The following is a 21,846-nucleotide window of genomic DNA, read 5'->3' as shown; positions in this document are numbered from 1 at the left end:
TACTTCTGCAAAAGAATTTCGAAGATCAATCATGGACTTTTTTGAAATCACTTGGCCAAAAATTTCCCACGATATGGTGGATCGCATCAATGATGATTTTCAATTACTGAAATCGGCACTTTGATTCGTTTTGGGTATAGTTGCAGTGGTTTTCGAATCCACGCATCTATTCGGGTGCAAGTCCATAAAGCATCCCTAGTAATGATTTTAACTTGTTTATAAAACGCTGCGTACTCAACAAGCAGAGATCCTGCAGCCAGAGGAATACGTACAAAAAGTGAACCTGTTGAAATCTTGAGGAAATAGGTAGGAATTATAAGTGCAGGCAACAAGGCATTTGCTTCAACTAATCTGTGGGCTAGAGCTCTCAGGAATTCTTTTCCCCAATAATCCATTGTTCTCCCTATCTCCTTATCTCCAATATCCCCGGCCTCTAATCCAGCAAAATATTTACTTTGAGCTAGCGAAGAACTTAGCCTTCTCTCTCTAGGAAACATGTCAATGGCCAGTTGCCCTACAGAAATAAGTGTCACTAGGGCCCTTGCATAATAAAGATCAGATATTATTTCTGTAACAACTCCCGCCGGTGAAGTGGGAATGGAATCACTACTATCTGCGTGAAGCACCCCCCAATAAGCAAAAACTACGTACCCCCAAGAGGCTCCTTCGCCAACTAAACCGGGAAGAGCCAACACAGTTGCCAGGGATCCGACTGCCTGTTTCAAGTATGGCATCTTTCGCTTAGGAAGGAGATGAAGAGAGGCAACTCCTTCATCCGGCCTCATTGGCATTGCAATATGTAGCATATCATCTAATTCAGGATGATCCTCACGAAGTGTAGTTAAAAATTCTCCGACCTCCGTTGGAGACGACAGCTCTGATCCAAGGAGATGAACGACACTCCTCTTCATAGTTCCGGTTATATCTGAGTTATATGCAATGATTGGCTGTTTGAGCATGTTATCATGTTTAACTCGTCCCCTTAGACGTAAGCGTTTAACCATATCACCGTACTTGACATGAAAAACATCACACTCAGCTTTCCTCTTTTTAGAGTTTTGAGGCGCTCGAGAAGAAGCGGGGCCTTCCTCTTCTGATGAAGCAACCCCCAGAGAATTTGAAAAAATTAGGCTAAAGAAAATTATGCAAAGAATTTTTCTCAAAACAACGTCCAAATGAAACATTAAACTCAATGCAAAATAATAATGTCCAACAAATAAAATGCAATACTATTGTGAAAACAATAATTTATATACAAATTTACTGTATAAGCATTTTTGGTTATTTAAAGTGTAATTTTACAAACGTTAGTATCAGCAACCCCCATGACGCCTACAATTTCGCAAAGTGGAAGCGATCCCATCCACTAAAAATTCTACCCGATGAAGAGGCGTTTCTTTTGATATCTCCTTCAGTGAAACTCTTTCACCATCCAAAAGGGCATTTTCGTCCTTCATAAGTCTTACCGAAAATTTAATAGAGTCGTCTGAAAAATCTTTGACCCCGCGGATAGATACGAAGAGAATCGCTTCTTTTTCATCCTTTGTTACAAAAGCTAAAAAATTATGTGGTTTTTGAGAGATGAATCCTTCATCGTTTTTGGGAAGCGTTTTCAAATTTTCTACTAGCGCTTTAGAGGAGACTAGATGCACACCGCCTTTATGGCCAATGGTTGGGAAGGCATTTATGGTATCACCGGAACGAATCCCTTTTAAGGTAAGATAAAAGGAACCATCTTTTTGAACCTCGGAAATTTCAAAACCTTTCGCCCGTATGAAATAATCATACTCCGATAATTTTTGTTTTTCCTCACCGCAACCAACTAAAAATGCGCAAAGGAATAAGATATGGCTAATGGAATTTTTCACGTGAGCATCTCCTATTTTTTTCTTATATTTATAGATGATTATAATACAATAGATAGCATCATGCAATTTTCTTATGTAAAAATGAAGAAAAGTTAAATAAATACATTAATATTGTATGCGATAATATTGTATATAAGTTTATTTTATCTTTTTGGTGTGCCCAGAAAAAATTGCCTACTCACCTGTCAGAATTCTATCCACCAGTTGCTTTACAGTAGGAATAAAGCCGTTTGCATAGAACGGATCCTCAGAAAATCGATAGGCAGAATGGCCTGCAAACATGAGTTGATCTTCTGTTTTGCTCGTATGACTAATTTCCTGTAATGTTTTTTGAATACAAAAAGATCGTGGATCAGGCTTTTTCCCTGTATTGCCGGTTTCACCTTGTGCCCAATTGCTAAACTTACAAGCACTTAAGCATCCCATACAGTCAACTTGATCTTTCTGAATCTCTTGAGCCTTCGGGGAATTTACAAAAATAAGCGTAGAGTCCGGCGTTTTCATGGCCTCAGTATATCCATCCATAAGCCACTCATTCGCACGTTCCTTATCGGAGGGAGTCAGGTAAACCGAACGCTTACGAGGACCAACAGGGAAAGCCGCACTATGTTCACCGACTGGTGTCTGGGTGTAGGCTACCTGACGATCCGTGCGCCCTTGAAGCTCGTCTAAGAAAGGATTCTTGACAGCAGAAGAGTAAAAACCGGTTGGACTAAATTGATGAAGTTTCACCATGCCTTTTTTGAGGGTTAAAAGGCTCTTTTTCCAGGCGTCTGAAATAGGACTCTCTTGCGTTACAAGAGGTCGTGTTCCGAATTGAAATGCAATTGGACCCAACTCAGGATTATTTATCCAATCTTTCCATTCATTCAAAAGCCAAACGCCCCCGGCCATAATAATGGGAACTTTGTGGAGACCCATTTCATTCATAAGGTCTCTAAGGGCTTTCACGCGAGGATAAGGATCCTCTGGAACTTCTGGATCTTCGCTATTACTGAGACCATTATGGCCCCCGGCGCGCCAAGGATCCTCATATACTACTCCGCCCAACCACTCTTGGACTTTATGATAAGATCTTTTCCAGAGCGCACGAAATGCCCGCGCTGAAGAAACAATTGGATAGTAGTAGACTTTATAGGTAGCGGCTATTTCACTCAAGCGATACGGCATCCCCGCTCCACATGTAATGCCATGAATAAGGCCCTTTGCCCCCTCTAAGACACCATGCAAAATCTGCTCTGCGCCACCCATTTCCCACAAAACGTTCATGTGGAGTCGGCCCTCGCCATTGGAACATTCATGGGCTATTCGAGCCTGATCGATGCCGCCTGCGATGCCATAGGCAATCAACTCATCATGACGTTCCCGACGCGTATTACCTTTGTAAACATTAGGGATAAGTGTTCCATCACCATCATAACTATCTGCATTAACGCCCGAAAAAGTTCCAACGCCTCCTGCAGCAGCCCAGGCACCAGAACCCTCCCCCTTAGTAATAGAGATTCCCTTCCCCCCTTCAATCAGAGGATGTACTTCCTTTCCAGAGATAAGAAGAGGAGAAACAATGCTCATAAAAAGACTCCTAGGCTAGGCACCAGCAGCTTTGTCTACGTTCTTCGAACCGTCATCAGAGAGGATTGCTTTAATACTTAATTTAAGCTTTCCACGATCATCAACGCCGATCACTTTAAAGGTTACTGGATCACCAACCTTCAAAACGTCAGAGACCTTTCCAATGCGCTCTTTTGCAATTTCACTGATATGGATCAATCCATAGGAACCACCGAGGAAACTAACAAAAGCACCAAAATCTGCGAGTTTTGCAACTTTTCCTGTGTAGGTCTCTCCTACTTCTGGTTCTGCTACAATTCCCTCAATCCAATCGAGGGCCTTCTTGATAGCTTCTTCACTAACTGCAGACACTTTGACTGTTCCAGTATCGTCAATGTCAATCTTAACCCCAGTCTCTTCAGTGATCTCACGGATAACCTTTCCACCTGGGCCTATGACTTCACCAATCTTATCCTTCGCAATGGTGATTGTCACAATACGGGGAGCATTTTCACTTACGGTATCACGAGAAACATCCATCAACTTAGACATCTCTTTAAGAATATGAATACGTCCATCGTAAGCTTGATTTAGAGCAATTTTCATAATCTCAGTGGTAACACTGGTGATTTTGATATCCATCTGAAGGGCTGTTATACCTTTGTCTGTTCCAGCAACCTTAAAGTCCATATCTCCAAGATGATCTTCATCACCTAGGATATCTGTAAGAACAACAAAGTCCTTTCCTTCTTTGATTAAGCCCATGGCAATTCCTGCAACAGGACGCTTCAGCGGCACACCACCATCCATCATGGACAGGGAGGCTCCACAAACCGTCGCCATAGAAGAAGAACCATTTGACTCTGTTATCTCTGAAACAACCCTAATCGTATACGGAAACTCTTCTTTGCTTGGCAATAGTGGACGCAACGCACGCCATGCAAGCTTCCCATGACCTATTTCTCGACGACCCGGTGTTCCAAAACGTCCGGTTTCGCCAACTGAGAAAGGGGGAAAGTTGTAATGCAGCAAGAAATTTTGACGGTATTCGCCTTCAAGCGCGTCAATAATCTGCTCATCTTGGCCAGTTCCCAACGTGGTTACAACTAAAGCCTGTGTTTCACCACGAGTAAAGAGGGCGCTTCCGTGGGCTCTAGGTAAAATTTCTACATCACATTGTATGTTGCGAACTGTCTTTGTATCACGGCCATCAATACGATTTCCTGTGGTAAGAAGCTCTTTCCGAACAATGTTCTTTTCGACTTCTTTGAAGCAACCTGAAATCAGCGATTTATTTTCCTCTGTACCGAGTTCCTCAAGAACGCTTTCTTTAACTGCAGAAATTTTCTCACGACGTTCTGTTTTTTCGGTAATCTTGTATGCCTTCTTTAAGTCCGCAGTCGCTTTCTTTTCAACAGCCTTTTGAAGATCCTCCAATTCAGCAGGAGCTGCTGGAAGTTCCCATGGATCCTTTGCTGCTTTTTCAGCTAACTGAATAATAGCCTTGATCACGGGTTGAAAACCATCATGCCCAAAACTCACGGCATCAAGCATTGTGTCTTCAGAAAGCTCGTGCGCTTCCGATTCAACCATCAAAACACCATCTATTGTTCCAGCAACAACCAAATCAAGAGAAGATCCGTCTCCAATGGTTTCCAACGGATTCAGTACGAATGATCCATCAACATATCCAACGCGTGCGCATCCAATGGGACCCAAGAATGGCAAGCCAGAAATGGTCAGAGCCGCTGAGGCACCAATCATGGCTACAACATCAGGGTTATTCTCCATGTCGTGACTTAATACCGTACAAATCACTTGTGTCTCATTCTTAAACCCATCTGCGAATAATGGCCGTATGGGCCTATCAATAAGACGTGAGGTGAGAACTTCCTTCTCGCTAGGACGCCCTTCTCTTTTGAAAAAGCCGCCAGGAATCTTACCTGCGGCAAAAGTCTTTTCTTGGTACTGAACTGTGAGGGGGAAGAAATCTAATCCTTCTTTTGCCTCTCTATTACCAACAACAGTACAAAGAACCGAGGTCTCGCCATATGTGGCTAAAACAGCTCCATCAGCTTGACGAGCTATTTGACCCGTTTCCAAGGTAAGCGTTCGCCCACCCCATTCAATTTCTACTTTATTCATTTTAAACATTTAATTAATATCCTTTCTAAATCGTTTACGCAGGACCTAGGGTACTTTCTCCCTCTAGAGGTCTTACTTACGCAAACCTAGTTTCTTAATAAGCGACTTATAGTTTTCTTCATTTTTTCTTTTAACGTAATCTAATAGACGCCGGCGTTGTCCTACCATAATCAAAAGGCCTCTCCTTGAATGGAAGTCTTTTTTGTGGGTAGTCATATGATCTGTAAGATTCTTGATGCGCTCTGTTAGAACAGCAACCTGTACCGTAGCCGATCCAGTATCACCTTTTCCTGTCGCAAACTCTTTAATAACTTCTTGCTTTCTTTCTGTTGTAATCGACATCGTAAAATCCTTTCAGTTCTCTATAAATTAAATCCTCGAGCGACCCGCAATTTTGATCCGTTCCGTCTAGCTATGGCAACAAGTTGCCCTTGTTGGGACTTGCACAAAACTAGAGAAGTCTCTCCTTTTTCTGATGCATCATTTTGTAAAGGTAAGGAAACTTCCTGACCCCATCGGAGTTTTTGAATAAACTCGTCTTCAAACAAAATAGCCGGGATGTCGTCCAGCACAGCATCAATTGTCAAAAGATAATTAGCACAGTTTTGTCCCGCTGCAATAACTTTATTTAACAAATAAGCATCTTTTTCATAAAAAGGCCCTACTTGTGTACGTCTCAGGTAACTAATGTGTCCCAAACAACCCAAAACGCGCCCTATGTCACGTGCTAAGCTCCTAATATAGGTTCCTTTCCCGCAAACAACCTCAAACTCTGAAAAGTCTTTATCTTCTGCTGAAATGAGATCTATTCGCTCTACGGTAACCGTCCGAGCAGATAAAACAACCTCTTCATCTGCTCGTGCCAGAGCATATGCTCTTTTTCCATTTACCTTGATGGCAGAGTAAATTGGAGGGACTTGCTGGATATTTCCTGTAAATTTCTTTATCACAGCCAAAATTTCAGACTCACAAGGACGTAAGGTTGAAGTTTGCAGGACCTCGCCTTCCAAATCGTCCGTTGTCCTTTCTTCTCCCCAGACAACTTTAAATCGATAAGTCTTGGTCGCTTCCATGGCAAATTGAACGGTTTTGGTCGCTTCTCCCAAAGCAATTGGCAAAACGCCGGTTGCAAGTGGATCTAGTGTCCCGGCATGCCCAACCTTCCGCATACCAAACGATTTTCTAACCTTCTGGACAACGTCAGAAGAAGTCATAGAAAGTGGCTTATCTATAATAAGCCACCCATTATGCTTATGCACTATCATCTTCCTCAGGAACCTTACTGACGTCACGTGCCACACGGGGACTGTGTAGCAATTTTTCCAAATGATCTACCTGGGAAAATATTTTATCTTCTTTAAAGCGTAGTTTGGGGGTAAATTTCATCTTCAGTTGACCCCCTAGCCGCTTTCGAAGCTGAGGAGCACATATCTCTAGAATCTCTAGCACCTCTGTAATAGCTTCACCTTTAAGTGGCATAACATAAACTGTAGCATTCTTTAGATCAGGACTCACACGCACTTCTGTTATCGTCACAGAAGTTTCCCGCAATAAAGAATCTCCCAAATCACCTCGTGACAATAGATCCGACAACATGCGCCGTAATTGTTCGCCTACACGGAGTGGCCGTATGCCTTTTGACTTTTGATCATATGATGTCACAGCTTTTTCCTAATTCTACGACTACCACTTCAATGGATTTTTTGTAAATTTCTCTGCGTTAGGGTTGGTTATACTGGCTAAAGAGTCCGCGCGATTTCTTCGATCTCAAAACACTCTATAATATCGCCCACACGGATATCATAATAGTTTTCAAAGGCCATCCCACATTCGTAACCTTCTTTAACTTCTTTAACTTCATCCTTGAAACGTTTGAGTGTTTTAAGGGTTCCTTCGTGAATCACCACGCTGTCTCGCAACAGGCGTACTTTGCCCCCGCGTTTAACCATCCCTTCCGTAACATAACAACCTCCAATCTTACCAACTTTGGTAATATTAAAGACTTCTCTAACTTCAGCATTCCCCAAGAATGTCTCGCGTTTAATGGGGGACAACAGTCCTCCCAGAACGCCTTTTACATCTTCAATTAGATCATAAATAACTGAGTAATAACGAATATCTAGTTTTTCTTTCTGCACGATTTCCCGCGCCTGTGCATTCGCCCTCACATCGAATCCGACAATGACTGCCCCTGAAGCCTGAGCTAAGATTACGTCTGATTCACTGATACCGCCTACTCCACCAAAGATGATCTTTACAGCAACTTCTTCAGTAGACAGCTTTTCTAAACTAGTTCTAATAGCCTCTAAAGATCCCTGAACATCTGCTTTTATGAGAATAGGGAGTTCTTTCTTCTCACCCTGTTGGATCTGTTCAAACATCTGTTCAAGGGACACGACAGAAGCTGCAGATTGCGCTTCTTTTTTCGTATGAGCTCTAAAATCGGCGACTTCACGTGCGCGAGCCTCACTCTCCACAACGTTGAATTGATCCCCCGCCAGCGGAGCCCCACCCAAGCCCAACACTTCGACGGGAACACTAGGCCCAGCTTCTTTGATATTCTGATCATGATCGTTGACAAGAGCGCGAACCCGACCATACTCAGATCCAACAACCAAAACATCTCCAATACAGAGAGTCCCGCGCTGTACAAGCACTGTGGCAACCGTTCCACGACCACGCTCTAATTTTGCTTCAATCACAACCCCCTCACCAGGACGATCGGGATTGGCCTTAAGATCTAACATTTCTGATTGCAAACAAATCATCTCTGTCAGTTTATCCAGATTTTTATTTTCTTTTGCAGATATCTCAACATCCAGCACTTCACCGCCCATTCCTTCTACCACAATTTCGTGGCTGAGAAGCTCCTGACGAACCTTATCAGGATTTGCCTCAGGACGATCCATCTTATTGATTGCTACAATGATAGGAACTTCCGCTGCTTTCGCATGATTTATAGCTTCAATAGTCTGCTCTTTGATCCCATCGTCTGCGGCCACAACGAGAATAACCAAATCGGTTACATTAGCTCCTCGCGCACGCATTTCTGTAAATGCTGCATGACCTGGCGTATCAATAAATGTAATCTTTTCACCAGACTTAAGTGTTATCTGATAGGCGCCAATGTGCTGAGTAATTCCGCCAGCTTCCCCCTTAACGACATCCGTTTTCCGTAAAGCATCTAACAGAGATGTTTTTCCGTGGTCTACATGCCCCATGACAGTCACAACGGGTGCTCTCGGTTTTAAAGAGTTCTCTGGATCCTCTTCAGATTTTAAGGAATCCTCTACATCCATCGAGGAAACCCGCTTTGAAGTATGTCCAAATTCTTCCACGATAATCTCTGCAGTATCCACATCAATGGACTGATTGATTGTCACCATGGAACCCATTTTCATGAGAGCTTTAATAACTTCCGTTGCCCGAACAGCCATTCTAGAGGCAAGCTCCTGCACAGGAATTGTCTCCGGGAGTTCCACTTCATAAACAATCTTTTTATATTCTTGCTTTACTTTTGGCTTGGGCCGTAGAGTTGGACGTAACGGAGCTACTACAGGTTCCTTTGAGACCTTCGCTTCCTCCTCATCTTCTTCACCCGCCTCCAAAACCGAGATATCTACTTTTTTGGTTTGACGACGTGTAGAAAGCACCCCATGGCGAGCGTCGGCCCTTTTGCGACGAGATTCTCCATCATCATCCTCCTCCGCTTTCTTGTCCGAATGCTTTTTTGAAGCCTCCTTGTGCTCCTTAACAGCCAGAGGAGCCTCAATCTCTGGAGACTCTGCTTCGGGAGAAATTTCTTCGCGCTTCTCTTTCTCAGCTTTTTTGGGCTTTGCCACCTTTGAAGTCTTTTCAGGCTCTGCATCCGTAAACTCAACATTTTTTTTGAAAAGCTCTGCGTCGTCTGAAGTTGGTTCTTTTGCTTGTTCCTGGCTCGCTTGGTCACGTAATATCTGGATACGTGTTTCCATCTCTTGGGAAGTCAGCCCCTGTGCATCCAGCTGAATCGCCTCAGAGGTCGAAGCTTTTTTCGATTCAGATTCTATCTTTTTCTCGAGATCTTTGCTGTTCTGTTCTTCAGTCGTTTTTGAAGCAGGTGTTTCTTTTTGATCTTTTGGAAGAATTAGCCGCTTTTTCTTCACTTCTACCGTGACAGTCTTTGAACGGCCATGTGAAAAACTTTGACGCACCTGTGCCATCTCCTTCTTAGGAGCCGTCGTCTTTGATAGGGTCAGAGGTTTCTTTTCGTTCGTACTCAAGTTACCTCACAAAACAAGCGTTGTTATCCATTTCTACCTTATGCCACGAAACATGGGGAAAACCCAAGCCTTTTTTACACTTTGCTACGAAGTCTCTTCGACCGGATCTTCTGGTTTCTCTTCTTTCTCAAACCAATGAGCCCGTGCATCCATAATAATTTTGTTCGCTTTGTCCTGAGTTAATTTAAAAGTAGGAAGAAGTTCTTTCAACTCATCTCCAGCTAAATCAGCCAAATCATCACGAGTTTTTATCTTTTGTTCCCCTAGAGCAACGACCATCTCTAAATCCAACCCCTCAAGAGTTTTCAAGTCTTCAGAAACCTTGAGAGTTTTTAGTTTCTTTTCAAGCTCTTTAGCACGCTTTTCGATGTAATCCCGAGCACGACTTTGAAGCTCTTCACCCAATTCAGGGCCGATTCCTTCAATAGTAGCAAGCTCTTCTGGAATAACAAATGCTACTTCCTGGAGAGTATCAAAACCCTCTGCAACTAAAAGATGTGCCAAAACTTCATCAACACCCAATGCAGCTGTGAATAGCTGTGACTTTACTTTAAGTTCCTCTTGTCTACGCTCAGCTTCTTCTGTTTCCGTTAAGATGTTGATATGCCAACCAGTCAATATGGTTGCCAAACGAACGTTTTGACCACGTCGTCCAATGGCAAGACTCAATTGATCATCTGGAACCACAACTTCCATATTTTGAGTTTCCTCATCGATCAACACTTTTGAAATCTCTGCTGGAGCAAGAGCGTTCACAATAAATGTTGCCGGCTCCTCTGACCAAGGAATAATATCTACTTTTTCACCCTGCAACTCATTTACAACAGCCAAAACACGACTTCCCCGCATCCCGACACATGCGCCAACTGGATCGATGCTCATTTCTTTTGTAAAAACTGCTAATTTTGCACGGCTTCCAGGATCTCTTGCAACGGCACGTATTTCGATTAACCCATCATATATTTCTGGCACTTCTTGAGCGAAAAGTTTCGCCATAAACTGTGGATGAGTTCGAGAAAGAAAGATCTGTGGCCCCCTTTGTTCCCTACGAACATCCACGATATAGGCGCGAATCCTATCCCCTGGACGAAAGCTCTCCCGAGGTAATAACTCATCACGACGAAGAACTGACTCCGTTCTACCCAAGTCAACTGTTACAGAGCCATACTCTGTCCTTTTAACAACACCGCTAACGATTTCACCCACGCGATCCTTAAAGTCGGCAAACTGACGCTCCCGCTCAGCTTCACGAACTCTTTGAACAATGACCTGTTTTGCCATCTGAGCCGACACACGTCCCAACTCCACAGGGGGAAGAGTCTCAATTATAAATCCACCCATCTCGATCTCAGGATCAAGTTTTTTTGCTTCCTCTAACAAGAGCTGTGTCTGTTCGTGCGCGATTTCTTCGACCACTTCCCGATAACGAAAGAGTGCGATCTCCCCCGTTTTTGGATCAATTTTGGTCCGAATATCTAGCTCTGCACCATATTTTGCACGGCCAGCCTTTTGAATGGCAAGCTCCATAGCTTCCAATACTTCCTCAAATTCAATTCCCTTCTCGCGAGCCACAATATCAGCAACCTGAAGAAGCTCAGGACGTTGGCTTGAAGTCGAAATACCTGTTGTCATAATTCACACCTATTTTCTACGGTTTATCCATCGAATCTAACTCAACCTTCAGACGACTACGTTTAATACTGTCGTATGGAATACTAATCTGTTCGCCTGAGGATTCCAAAAATACGTCTCCATCTTTAATACCAAGAAGAAGTCCTTTAAAGGTTTTTTGCCCCTCTCTTGGCTCATGCAGCATTATCTTAACTTTTGATCCCTTAAAGCGTTCATAATCCTCTTTTTTCAAAAGAGGACGATCTAGACCTGGCGAGGTTACTTCCACCTGATAGTTTCCCCCAATAGGGTCTTCTACTTCTAAGAGATCTAAGACCATTCGAGTTGCCGCAGTGCAGTCCGCAATAGTCACCGGCTCATGGTCTTGTCTATCAATCATGATCTGTAAAACAGAAGTTTTACCACCGATCATTTGAACCTGAACAAGCTCGTATCCTAAATCCTCTAAAATCGGGACAATCAGATCTTCAAACTGCTTAACTTTACTCATGAACTTAGCACCCAAAAACATAAGGTGGACTCTCGCCCACCCTTTCCAAAAAAACCAATTCTGAAAAGGAGAATAGCTGGATAATATAGAACTCTAGAAGAATTGCAAGTTTTTTGTGTCAGCACCTTCCTGAGGAAATAAGTTTGAATTCGTATAACGCGGATCACAATGAGATTTTGGACTCAAGAAATTAGTTAAACGATGGGGAAAAAAAATGAGGAAGACCCCTGTATTTCGCTTTATCGAAAAACAGGTAAAGTCAAATAATAAACTCTCTCTCCATCAGATGAACCAGATACTCTTTTAAGAAGTTGAACTTCGTGAGCCCCTTCAATCCCATATAAATACCTCAGTTCGTTCTGATAAATCCCCTCTGAAGTAAACCGTCTGATCATAACCATGGGTTCAAACGTCTGCGGATCAAGTTGAGCAAAAGCCGACCACATTAAGAATTTGCCTGCTTTATCAAATATCTGAATCAAATCTGTTTTTTCGATTCTATTTGTCCAACACCGTTTTTCTTCTTCTGTGTTAAAAAACATGGTCCTATGGCGATCAAAGATTAACAGTGATTCTACATTTTCGGAAGCAAAGCTCATACGACGATTAATTGTTTCAGGATCTTCTGATCTAGAACGTTCTGCAATGATTTTTTCCAAAAAATGCGAAAGAAAATAAATTTGTTCATTTAGATATTTCACGGTTTGTTCATATTCTGGACATGCAAAACAGGGCACCAAAGCATCCCTCATTGGTCCACACCTATGATAGGGCTCAAATAAACATGTACTATCTAGGGCTTCCTGATGCCACATGTCTCCACAGCTTCTCATATGAAGGTAGAACAAAGCCCCAATATCAAAACGACGTGTCATATCTTCTAGCAAACTAGAATTGTCAATTTCCTCTGACAAGTCTGGATTAAAGGTAAGCCTTACGCGAAAACGCCTGTATGCCTCCGAAATCTGTTTCGCATCCGAGCTCCACTTAACTAACTCTTCTTTCCAAGCATCTTCATTTTGTGCTCCATCAGATCCAAAAACTGGAACGACGGGCTCTTCTGAAGGAAAGTCACTATCTTCTAGGGCTTTAATTTTTGCTTTTTGAGGGAGGATAGACCGTAATTGTTTTGCTATCTCTTCCGAGTCCCTCTCTCCTTTTGGAACAACTCCCCTATGATTCTTACGAAAAACAAGAGCATGTGCTGTACTATCGACCCCATTCCCCCACTCAACGATCTTATTTTTATAGCTGGAAAAAATGGGATCTTTTGTGCGCATCATAACCGTGGGTCGAGCACTCCCACTATAACCACAGAAGATCCCCCAAAGTGGCTCTTTGTCTTCAAGTGGGTTCAAAAAACAAATTAAATCTCCTTCTTTGAGACTCTCCACGTAATGTTCTTTATCTAAATCAACTAACCCATAGCCACTTTGATGTAGTATATTCGGCCAGAGGTACTTAACCATTATCTTAGCTTGATAGGAAATACTCTTTGCAACTAGATGAGAAGAATCCTCCTCGACAGGCGAGCCTTCTGGAAATAAATCTTCACCGTAAAAATTTGGCGCAATCTCTGGAAAAAAATAGAGTTCGGGATGACAATATTCCACTCTTTTGCCAACTGTAAACTTAAAAGGTTCTTCCCGGAGATGATCACTAACTTTTCGATCAAATAATTCTGTTTGTTGCTTCAAAACAGACTCATTTTTATAAGCGGGATCGTAGAGAAGAGGCACGGGCAAGCCATACTCAAACACACACTCTAATGAATACGCATTGACGGCAGCTTTATATTTTTCCTGTTCCTTATGAAAAATTTGTCGCGCATGGTAACTTCCTCCGTCGTCAAAGTCAGCAAATTTCGGAAGAGGGTCGCCATAACGTGAAGGACTTGCTGTAGCAAGGCTCAAAAATAAAATATTAAAGATAAATAATGAAAGTAAAATGCGCATATAAAAACCTATTTAGTATTTCCAACTCCCTAACACAGGCAAGTATTTAATGCAAGATATTTGTATAAAACAATGGATTCACTGATGAACAGCTCTAAAAAAATATTTCAGTTCCGTTATCATGGGACAAGTAAAGAATACAGGATCATGGCAATCAAATAATTTGACTAGAAACACAATAAAAAACCGGGCACAAGTGCCCGGTCTAAAGTATCAGGGAGGCTTTACGTCTGGGAGACGTAGGGACTTTCGTCCCGCTCTTAAGTATGAAACTTAAGAACTAATCGGACTATCGAACAAAAAAACGGCTAAAACCAGCATCAATATTAGATAGATATTATGCTGCTCACTCATAGCTCCTTTTTAGGCAAATCTGTACGTTCCAAGACAAATATGTTTTCTTTGGAAAACAGAATATTAAACTTGGTTTTTAAAAAAGAATTTTGAAAATCGTGAAGAGACTTCTTGTGAACAACCATATAAATTTCCTCCCTAGGCCTGTTCTCATATTCCTTTAACATCTGAGCAGAGTCACAAAATCTGTTGCTGTCTCCTTTCTCTTCTCCATACCGTAGATCACTGCTCACAGAGTCAACGATCGTTACTGGTTTTTTGAGGTAAAATACAATCGAAGAAAGTTCCTCATAATTTTTGTAAAAATAAACCTCATCCTTAGACGCCAAAAAGGATCCTACTTCTTTCCCAGAGAAAAAATCCTCCGCCTGTTGTGCACTCCCTAGGATTGTGATGAAAAGTCCCCCTGATATAGCCGCGACAGAAAACAACATAAATATCCCCTGGCGCTTTATATAAAAGAGCGACATGCCTAGAACAGAAAGTATCGCCACAAAAAACAAGAGATATGGGGACTTTGGTTGGTAGATTTCAAAACCTTTTATAGGAAAGAAATAAGCACCTCCCCATAAAACGAGACCCAGAAAAACTGATAGAAGTCCACATACCAGAATAGGGCACCAACGGTTATCCTTAAGCAGCTCCGTAATCTTCATTGAAACCAATAAACACATCGGAACAATCCCAACAATCATGTAATAATTGGCCTTGGCTTTTGAGAGAGAGAAAAAAGCCAGCGGCACTAAAAACCAGAGCCATAAGAACTTTTTAAGGACTTCCTGTGACGGTTGGGTCCTTAAAGCCAACAGGCCTAAAAAGGGAGTCCATGGGAATACATACCCCAGAATCCTGGGGATATAGTAATAAAGGGGCCCCGTATAATAGTCCTTCGGTTCTCGAAGATCCAAGAAACGAAGAACATGCTCATTTATAAAATAAAACCAGGAGAAGCCTTCTTCCTCTAGACTCGCCCACAAATGCCACGGCAGCACTATGGCCACGAAAATCAGGATCCCGATGGGATCTAGACATTTTCTCAGTTTGGACCAAAAGGCTCTTTCCCAAAGAAGAAATCCTCCCACAACCAAACCAAAGAGAACGGGTGCTACGAAGCCTTTGACCATAACAGCACATCCTAAAAAACCGTAGCAAAGGAGCAGAAATAAACGCTGGCCCCCATTATACCAAGTGTAAAAACTCAGTAAGGACAATGAAAGGAATGCTGTTAGGAGGCCGTCAAAAAAAACCATGCGCGAAAAAATAATATATCCAAGACTTGTCGCCATAATGACTGCCGCAAAGCCGCCAACATCAATCATCTTTAACCGCCGGGCAAATACGAAAATACTCCCACATATGGCCGCACCTGAAAGAGCCGGAATCAATCTTGCCGCAAATTCATTAACGCCAAAAATCTTGTAGCTAATCGCAATAAGCCAATAGAGAAGCGGGGGTTTTTCAATGTAGGGAACGTAATTGAGAGTGGGGATTATATAGGATCCACTCTCGAGCATCTCTCGAGCGATCTCCCCATAAAGGCCTTCGTTATTGTTTAATAACCCGTACGCCCCCAACTGGTAAAAAAAAGAGATAAAAAGAACTGGAACCAGGAAGAATAGCCAAAAACGGGAGATCTTTGGAATGTAGGCGCAATGACTATTTTCTTTATTCTGTTCCATGGAAGCAATCTAGCATACAAACAATAGCTCAAAAAATTGGCTGGGGCGGTAGGATTCGAACCTACGCATGACGGGATCAAAACCCGTTGCCTTACCGCTTGGCTACGCCCCAATAAGAACATTCCGGACAATATATATTGTCCCTTAAAGATGCAATACCCTAAAGCAAAAGGGGCATACCCTCTCGCAAAACAGAGTCAGCTTCAGGCGTATACCTACCATCTGCCTCATGTAATATCAATCCTTGAGCGAAACAAGTCCTCCCGCTGCCCCCTTTTTTTCCATGCACCAAAACGCGCTTTGCATTCTTTTCCGAATCAGGCTGAAGGGGAAATACAATTTTATCTCCCAAACCGTCCCCGAGATGCCCCAATAACTCATCCAAACGGTCCATAGTGTATATAAAAGTAACTGTCCCCCCAATTCGGACCATACTTAGGCAAAAACGAACCCAGTTTTCTAATGTAGCTGTAGACTCTACGTTGGATAGTGCCTTTCCTACATAGGGAGAGAGAGTCGCAGACCCTTTCTCCAAAAAAGGAGGATTCGTCATGACATGATCATATTCACTCCCTTCTAAATCCTCATCGGGATCCGTTAAATCGCCACAGATAAAGCGAACTCGAGTTGAACAGCTGTTCACTTTCGCATTTTCCATAGATAAAAGGACAAGATCAGACTGTCGTTCCAGACCGGTAATTTTACAATCTTTCTTTCGCTGGGCAAGGCACAAAGACGCCGCCCCAACACCCGCGCCAACATCTAGTATAGTCTCGCCAGATTCAACCGGTATGGAAGCCGCTAAAAACACCGGATCAATAGCGACCCGATAGCCTTTTTTTGGCTGTAAAAGTTTGACACGACCCGCTAATAGTGTATCAACTGTGATCGCAGATGATTTCTCACTATACATCTGTATATATATGTTCCATAGAATTACGACCTAATAACCAATAGAGAGTTTTTTCACAAAAGGGAATCAACATCAACTCATGTCAAATCAAGCTCTTGAAACACCATCACCCTCCCCTTTAGAAAAAGCACACGTTTCCCTAGAGAACGAAATACAAAGCGTCAATAGTCTCATAGAAGAGAGGCTTCAGAGCCCAGTTCCCTTAATTCCAAATCTCTCGCAACACATTATTAATGCTGGCGGCAAACGGCTTCGCCCTATTCTGACTCTTCTGTGTGCTAAACTCTGCGGTTATGAAGGAACACGTCACATAAATCTTGCTACCTGTATAGAGTTCATCCACACAGCAACCCTCCTTCACGACGATGTTGTCGACAAAAGTCTTATGCGTCGCGGCATCAAAACAGCCAATGCTCTATGGGGAAACAAAGCAAGTGTGCTTGTAGGAGACTTTCTCTTTAGCCGTGCGTTTGAATGTATGATCCAAGATGGTTCCCAAAAAGTCCTAGAAATCCTTTCTAAAACTGCTTCTACTATCGCAGAAGGGGAGGTTCTTCAACTTTCTACCGCCAAAAATATTCACACAAATCAAGAGACGTATTTGAAAGTAATTAGCTCAAAAACAGCAGCCCTTTTTTCCGCTGCATGCCAAATTGGGGCTATTATAGCCGACCGTTCTGAAAAAGAAGTAAATGCTCTAGCTGCATATGGGGAATTCCTCGGAATCGCTTTTCAATTAACCGATGACGTTTTGGATTATACGACAGATCTAAAAGTGCTTGGAAAATCCACAGGAGACGATTTTCAGGAAGGTAAAGTGACGCTTCCAGTCATATTAGCCTATGAGACAGCTTCTAGTGAGGAAAAAACCTTCCTAGAAAACCAGTTTAAGAACCCCTCCAGCCATAAAGAACACTTCTCAACAACGATGCACTGCTTAGAAAAACACCGTGCCTTTGCAATTACCATGAGCCTTGCTGAGAGTTACGCGAAAAAAGCTATCCAATCCCTTGCAATATTTACAAAACAAAGAGAAAAAGCTACGCTTGAGGACATGGCAAAGTTTAGCAGCCAAAGACATTATTAGATAAAAAACAGAAAACAAAGGAAATAGCTCATGAGATATTCTCTTAAAATAGTTCTTTTTGCCTGCTCATCTCTCGTATTGGTAAGTAACGCTCTTGCAAAAACACCCTCGTGTTCGAAAGATATTCAAGGTATCTATTCAAATACCCATGATCGATACCCACAAGCAGTGGTTATCAGTAATGATGGACACGTAATGGGATCCTACCAGGATAGAAACGACATTCAACACGTCTGGCAAGGAAACGCCATTCTCAACGGAGAATCTGTCACAATCACTTACTCTCACCTTGTCCCTTCCAAAAATTCAGATGGAAAATTAACACTTACGCGATCTCCAGATAATTGTTCTTTCTATGGAAAAGGGAAAAGCATTGATGGAAAATGGGCTCCAGATAATCTAATTTTCTATAAAGAACGGTAGTAGAAAAGCTTTGTCACTTCTCCACGATTCCACTTCTCTTCCAGAATTTACCGTCAGTGAGTTAGCTTTTGCTCTCAAGAAAACACTCGAGGACAGTTACGGATATGTGCGCATTCGTGGAGAAATATCTGGCTTAAAACGTCACACTTCTGGACATATGTACTTTAGCCTCAAAGATTCCGAGGCGGTCATTTCTGGTGTCAGCTGGCGGGGAATGGTTCCACAGCTGGGGATAGTGCCCGAAGAAGGCATGGAAGTCATCGCTTCTGGACGTATTACGACTTATCCAGGGAGATCTCAATATCAAGTCGTTGTAGAGCGAATGGAGATAGCTGGGGTTGGTGCCCTGCTGAAACTTTTGGAAGATCGAAAAAAGAAACTTTTCGAAGAAGGCCTTTTCGATCCGGATAAAAAACAACCTTTGCCCTTTTTACCCGATCTCATTGGAATCATTACGTCTCCTACGGGGGCTGTGATCCAGGATATCCTCCATCGACTTTCTGATCGTTTTCCGAGACACGTCATGTTATGGCCCGTTCTGGTCCAAGGAGATGGGGCCTCAGAGCAAGTTGCTAAGGCTATCGATGGGTTTAACTCTCTGTCTGAAAAGTTTCGTCCAGATGTGCTCATCGTGGCGAGAGGTGGCGGCAGTCTCGAAGATCTTTGGGCCTTTAACGAAGAATGTGTTGTCCGTGCCGTTTATGAAAGTCGGATTCCCATTATCTCTGCTGTAGGTCATGAGACAGACACAACGCTTATAGATTATGTTGCCGACCGCAGAGCCCCCACACCGACAGCCGCCGCAGAAATAGCTGTGCCTGTAAAAACTGAACTCTTGAGTAGAATTTCCGAGTCCCACTCACGTCTAAATAGAAGCCTTAATCGAAATCTGATGGAGATGCACAATCATGTGGACCACCTAGGAAGGCGACTCGGAGACCCCCTTCAGATCATCGAATTCAAGCAACAGCGACGAGATGACTGTGGAGAGAGGCTCCAAACTTCCTTCAAAAATCGTATTGCCCAACTTAGGACGACCCTTCTCGAAACCGCGTCTCAACTTGTTAAGCCCCATCGTCTCATCGATGAGAAAAAATACAGTCTTGATCTGTATTTCCAACGACTTGCTATAAATTATTCTACTATTTTAAAAGAAAAAACCCATCAACTCCATACTTTGGAACAACTTTTGGAGAGTTCCTCGTATGAACGAATCTTAAAGCGCGGGTTCGCCCTTGTCAGCGACTGGAAAGATCAAACCCTTTCATCTGCACAAAAATTAAAGCCAGGCTTACCAATACGACTTACATTCCACGATGGAAAGAAAGAAGCTGTCGTAACAGGCGCCCAGAAAAAACCCAGCTCAAAAAAGCGCACGAATCCATCCGTGGAAATTTCTCAAGGAACTCTTTTGTAATTTCCAGAAAAAAAATTCTAATTCGCCTTGAAATAATATTATCAAGCCCTATCTAAAAAAGTGAGGGGAATGAGTAGGCTCCCCAAAGTTTTTTGTACAATCATATGAAGAGGTTATGAAAAAATGAGCAAAGTAATCGGAATTGACTTAGGAACAACTAACTCGTGTGTCTCCGTAATGGATGGTAAGGATGCTCGTGTTATTGAGAACGCTGAAGGAGGCCGCACGACCCCGTCTGTGGTTGCTTTTACCGAAGATGGCGAACGCCTTGTTGGTCAGTCAGCGAAACGCCAAGCGGTCACCAATCCTGAAAATACGGTTTTTGCCGTTAAGCGTCTTATAGGGCGACGTTTTGATGATCCAGTGACGAAGAAAGATATGGACTTAGTTCCATACAAAATTGTCAAAGCTAAAAACGGTGATGCCTGGGTTCAAGCTCGAAAAAAAGACCACAGCCCAAGTGAAGTCAGTGGCTTCATCCTTCAAAAAATGAAAGAAACAGCCGAAAAGCATCTAGGTGAGAAAGTAACTCAAGCTGTCGTTACGGTCCCTGCTTACTTTAATGATGCCCAACGCCAAGCAACAAAGGACGCTGGAAAAATCGCTGGCCTTGAGGTTTTACGCATTATTAACGAACCAACTGCAGCGGCTTTAGCATATGGACTTGAGAAAAAAGGATCTGGAACCATCGCTGTTTTTGATTTGGGTGGTGGAACTTTTGACGTTTCCGTCTTGGAAATTGGAGATGGTGTCTTCGAAGTTAAATCAACGAACGGTGATACTTTCTTAGGAGGAGAAGACTTTGATCAGAACATTATCGATTATCTTGCCGATGAGTTCAAAAAGGATCAAGGAATCGATCTTAGAAAAGACAAGTTGGCTCTTCAGCGCCTCAAGGAAGCCGCTGAAAAAGCTAAGATCGAACTCTCCAGCGCTATCCAAACTGAGGTAAATCTGCCCTTTATTACGGCTGATTCTTCTGGACCCAAGCACTTGAATATCAAATTAACCCGCTCCAAATTGGAAGCACTGGTAGAAGACTTGGTTCAAAGAACAATCAAACCTTGTAAAGCAGCCCTTGCCGATGCTGGTATCACCGCAAGCCAAATCGATGAAGTTATTTTAGTTGGGGGCCAAACCCGGATGCCAAAAATCATCGAAACGGTTGAAAAATTCTTTGGACGCAAGCCCCATCAGGGTGTGAATCCTGATGAAGTGGTTGCCGTTGGCGCTGCCATTCAAGGAGGCGTCCTTAGTGGAGATGTTAAAGACGTACTACTTTTGGATGTAACCCCTCTATCTCTGGGGATTGAAACGCTCGGTGGTGTTTTCACCCGTCTTATCGAGCGCAACACGACCATCCCAACAAAGAAAAGTCAGACGTTTTCGACTGCAGAAGATAACCAATCTGCCGTAACCATTCGCGTGTTCCAAGGAGAGCGTGAAATGGCTTCTGATAACAAATTGCTGGGTCAGTTTGATCTCGTTGGTTTGCCTCCTGCTCCACGCGGCATGCCTCAAATCGAAGTTGCTTTTGATATCGATGCCAACGGAATCGTCCATGTTCATGCAAAAGACAAAGCAACGGGTAAAGAGCAGAAAATTCGTATACAAGCCTCTAGTGGATTGGGCGAAGACGAAATCGAAAAGATGGTCAAAGATGCCGAAGCACATGCAAGCGAAGACAAGGTCCGCCGTGAATTGGTTGAAACTAAAAACCAAGCGGAAGCTCTCGTCCATACGACGGAAAAAGGCCTTACCGAGCATGGTGACAAGATTTCAGAGGACGAGAAAAAGGCCATCGAATCTGCTTCTGAAGATTTGAAAAAGGCGCTGGAAGGCGAGGATCTCGAAGATATTCGCAAAAAGATCGAGGCCCTAACCACAACTTCTATGAAACTGGGAGAAGCCATCTACACTGAATCCCAAAAAGAAGCAACTGCTAATGCGGCTCCTGAAGAAGGTAAGACAGAAGAATCCTCAAAGGATGAAGCTGTGGTCGATGCTGATTTTGAAGAAGTTGACGATAAAAAAGATACAAAGGGCAAAAGCGCCTAAACAATAGCTAAA

At 42.9% G+C, this 21,846-nt stretch carries 17 protein-coding genes and 1 tRNA gene; 4 read left to right on the top strand and 14 right to left on the bottom strand.

Features of this window, described 5'->3' with window-relative positions:
* Positions 1–86: 86 nt before the first annotated feature.
* The 14 genes from HOL16_05625 to HOL16_05560 form a co-directional block, all read right to left on the bottom strand.
* Positions 87–1,184 carry a hypothetical protein gene (locus HOL16_05625; GenBank protein MBT5390171.1) on the bottom strand — a complete coding sequence of 366 codons (1,098 nt, stop codon included), beginning with the start codon at positions 1,182–1,184 and terminating at the stop codon, positions 87–89.
* Positions 1,185–1,313: 129 nt separating this feature from the next.
* Positions 1,314–1,868, bottom strand: coding sequence for a hypothetical protein (locus HOL16_05620; GenBank protein ID MBT5390170.1), 555 nt, complete (start codon positions 1,866–1,868; stop codon positions 1,314–1,316).
* A 174-nt stretch (positions 1,869–2,042) separates the two neighbouring features.
* Positions 2,043–3,440 carry a nitronate monooxygenase gene (locus HOL16_05615; protein ID MBT5390169.1) on the bottom strand — a complete coding sequence of 466 codons (1,398 nt, stop codon included), beginning with the start codon at positions 3,438–3,440 and terminating at the stop codon, positions 2,043–2,045.
* A 15-nt stretch (positions 3,441–3,455) separates the two neighbouring features.
* Complete coding sequence (gene pnp / locus HOL16_05610; GenBank protein MBT5390168.1) at positions 3,456–5,573, bottom strand: polyribonucleotide nucleotidyltransferase; 2,118 nt, start codon at positions 5,571–5,573, stop codon at positions 3,456–3,458.
* A gap of 63 nt (positions 5,574–5,636) precedes the next feature.
* On the bottom strand, positions 5,637–5,906 hold the full coding sequence (gene rpsO, locus HOL16_05605; protein MBT5390167.1) for a 30S ribosomal protein S15: 270 nt from the start codon (positions 5,904–5,906) through the stop codon (positions 5,637–5,639).
* Between the two features lie 20 nt (positions 5,907–5,926).
* Positions 5,927–6,829, bottom strand: a complete 903-nt coding sequence (gene truB / locus HOL16_05600) for a tRNA pseudouridine(55) synthase TruB (protein ID MBT5390166.1) — start codon at positions 6,827–6,829, stop codon at positions 5,927–5,929.
* Entirely contained in the window at positions 6,816–7,226 is a 411-nt protein-coding gene (gene rbfA / locus HOL16_05595) for a 30S ribosome-binding factor RbfA (protein ID MBT5390165.1), read from the bottom strand. The genes truB and rbfA overlap by 14 nt, the downstream gene beginning before the upstream one ends.
* A gap of 77 nt (positions 7,227–7,303) precedes the next feature.
* Positions 7,304–9,826, bottom strand: a complete 2,523-nt coding sequence (gene infB, locus HOL16_05590; GenBank protein ID MBT5390164.1) for a translation initiation factor IF-2 — start codon at positions 9,824–9,826, stop codon at positions 7,304–7,306.
* An 84-nt stretch (positions 9,827–9,910) separates the two neighbouring features.
* Positions 9,911–11,458, bottom strand: a complete 1,548-nt coding sequence (gene nusA, locus HOL16_05585) for a transcription termination/antitermination protein NusA (GenBank protein ID MBT5390163.1) — start codon at positions 11,456–11,458, stop codon at positions 9,911–9,913.
* 16 nt (positions 11,459–11,474) lie between these two features.
* Complete coding sequence (locus tag HOL16_05580) at positions 11,475–11,948, bottom strand: ribosome maturation factor RimP (protein MBT5390162.1); 474 nt, start codon at positions 11,946–11,948, stop codon at positions 11,475–11,477.
* Between the two features lie 239 nt (positions 11,949–12,187).
* Positions 12,188–13,903 (bottom strand): hypothetical protein, encoded by a 1,716-nt coding sequence (locus tag HOL16_05575; protein ID MBT5390161.1) that lies wholly within the window; start codon positions 13,901–13,903, stop codon positions 12,188–12,190.
* 350 nt (positions 13,904–14,253) lie between these two features.
* Positions 14,254–15,936: a glycosyltransferase family 39 protein gene (locus tag HOL16_05570; protein ID MBT5390160.1), complete on the bottom strand. Its 1,683-nt coding sequence runs from the start codon at positions 15,934–15,936 to the stop codon at positions 14,254–14,256.
* Between the two features lie 37 nt (positions 15,937–15,973).
* Positions 15,974–16,048 (bottom strand) — tRNA-Gln (locus tag HOL16_05565).
* 48 nt (positions 16,049–16,096) lie between these two features.
* Positions 16,097–16,849: a methyltransferase gene (locus tag HOL16_05560; GenBank protein MBT5390159.1), complete on the bottom strand. Its 753-nt coding sequence runs from the start codon at positions 16,847–16,849 to the stop codon at positions 16,097–16,099.
* A gap of 79 nt (positions 16,850–16,928) precedes the next feature.
* On the opposite strand from HOL16_05560, the gene HOL16_05555 reads away from it, so the two are divergent.
* The 4 genes from HOL16_05555 to dnaK all read left to right on the top strand — a co-directional run bounded on the left by HOL16_05555 (position 16,929) and on the right by dnaK (position 21,834).
* Positions 16,929–17,936 carry a polyprenyl synthetase family protein gene (locus tag HOL16_05555; protein ID MBT5390158.1) on the top strand — a complete coding sequence of 336 codons (1,008 nt, stop codon included), beginning with the start codon at positions 16,929–16,931 and terminating at the stop codon, positions 17,934–17,936.
* A 30-nt stretch (positions 17,937–17,966) separates the two neighbouring features.
* Entirely contained in the window at positions 17,967–18,359 is a 393-nt protein-coding gene (locus HOL16_05550; GenBank protein MBT5390157.1) for a hypothetical protein, read from the top strand.
* The gene (locus HOL16_05545) at positions 18,346–19,776 is read left to right on the top strand and encodes an exodeoxyribonuclease VII large subunit (GenBank protein MBT5390156.1); all 1,431 of its coding nucleotides are present in this window, start codon (positions 18,346–18,348) and stop codon (positions 19,774–19,776) included. The genes HOL16_05550 and HOL16_05545 overlap by 14 nt, the downstream gene beginning before the upstream one ends.
* Positions 19,777–19,899: 123 nt before the next feature.
* Positions 19,900–21,834, top strand: coding sequence for a molecular chaperone DnaK (dnaK, locus tag HOL16_05540; GenBank protein MBT5390155.1), 1,935 nt, complete (start codon positions 19,900–19,902; stop codon positions 21,832–21,834).
* Positions 21,835–21,846 lie beyond the last annotated feature (12 nt).

Source organism: Alphaproteobacteria bacterium (assembly GCA_018662925.1).
Taxonomy (GTDB): domain Bacteria; phylum Pseudomonadota; class Alphaproteobacteria; order 16-39-46; family JABJFC01; genus JABJFC01.
Note: the sequence above shows the minus strand (reverse complement) of the source record. Positions and strands in the feature narration are given on the sequence as shown.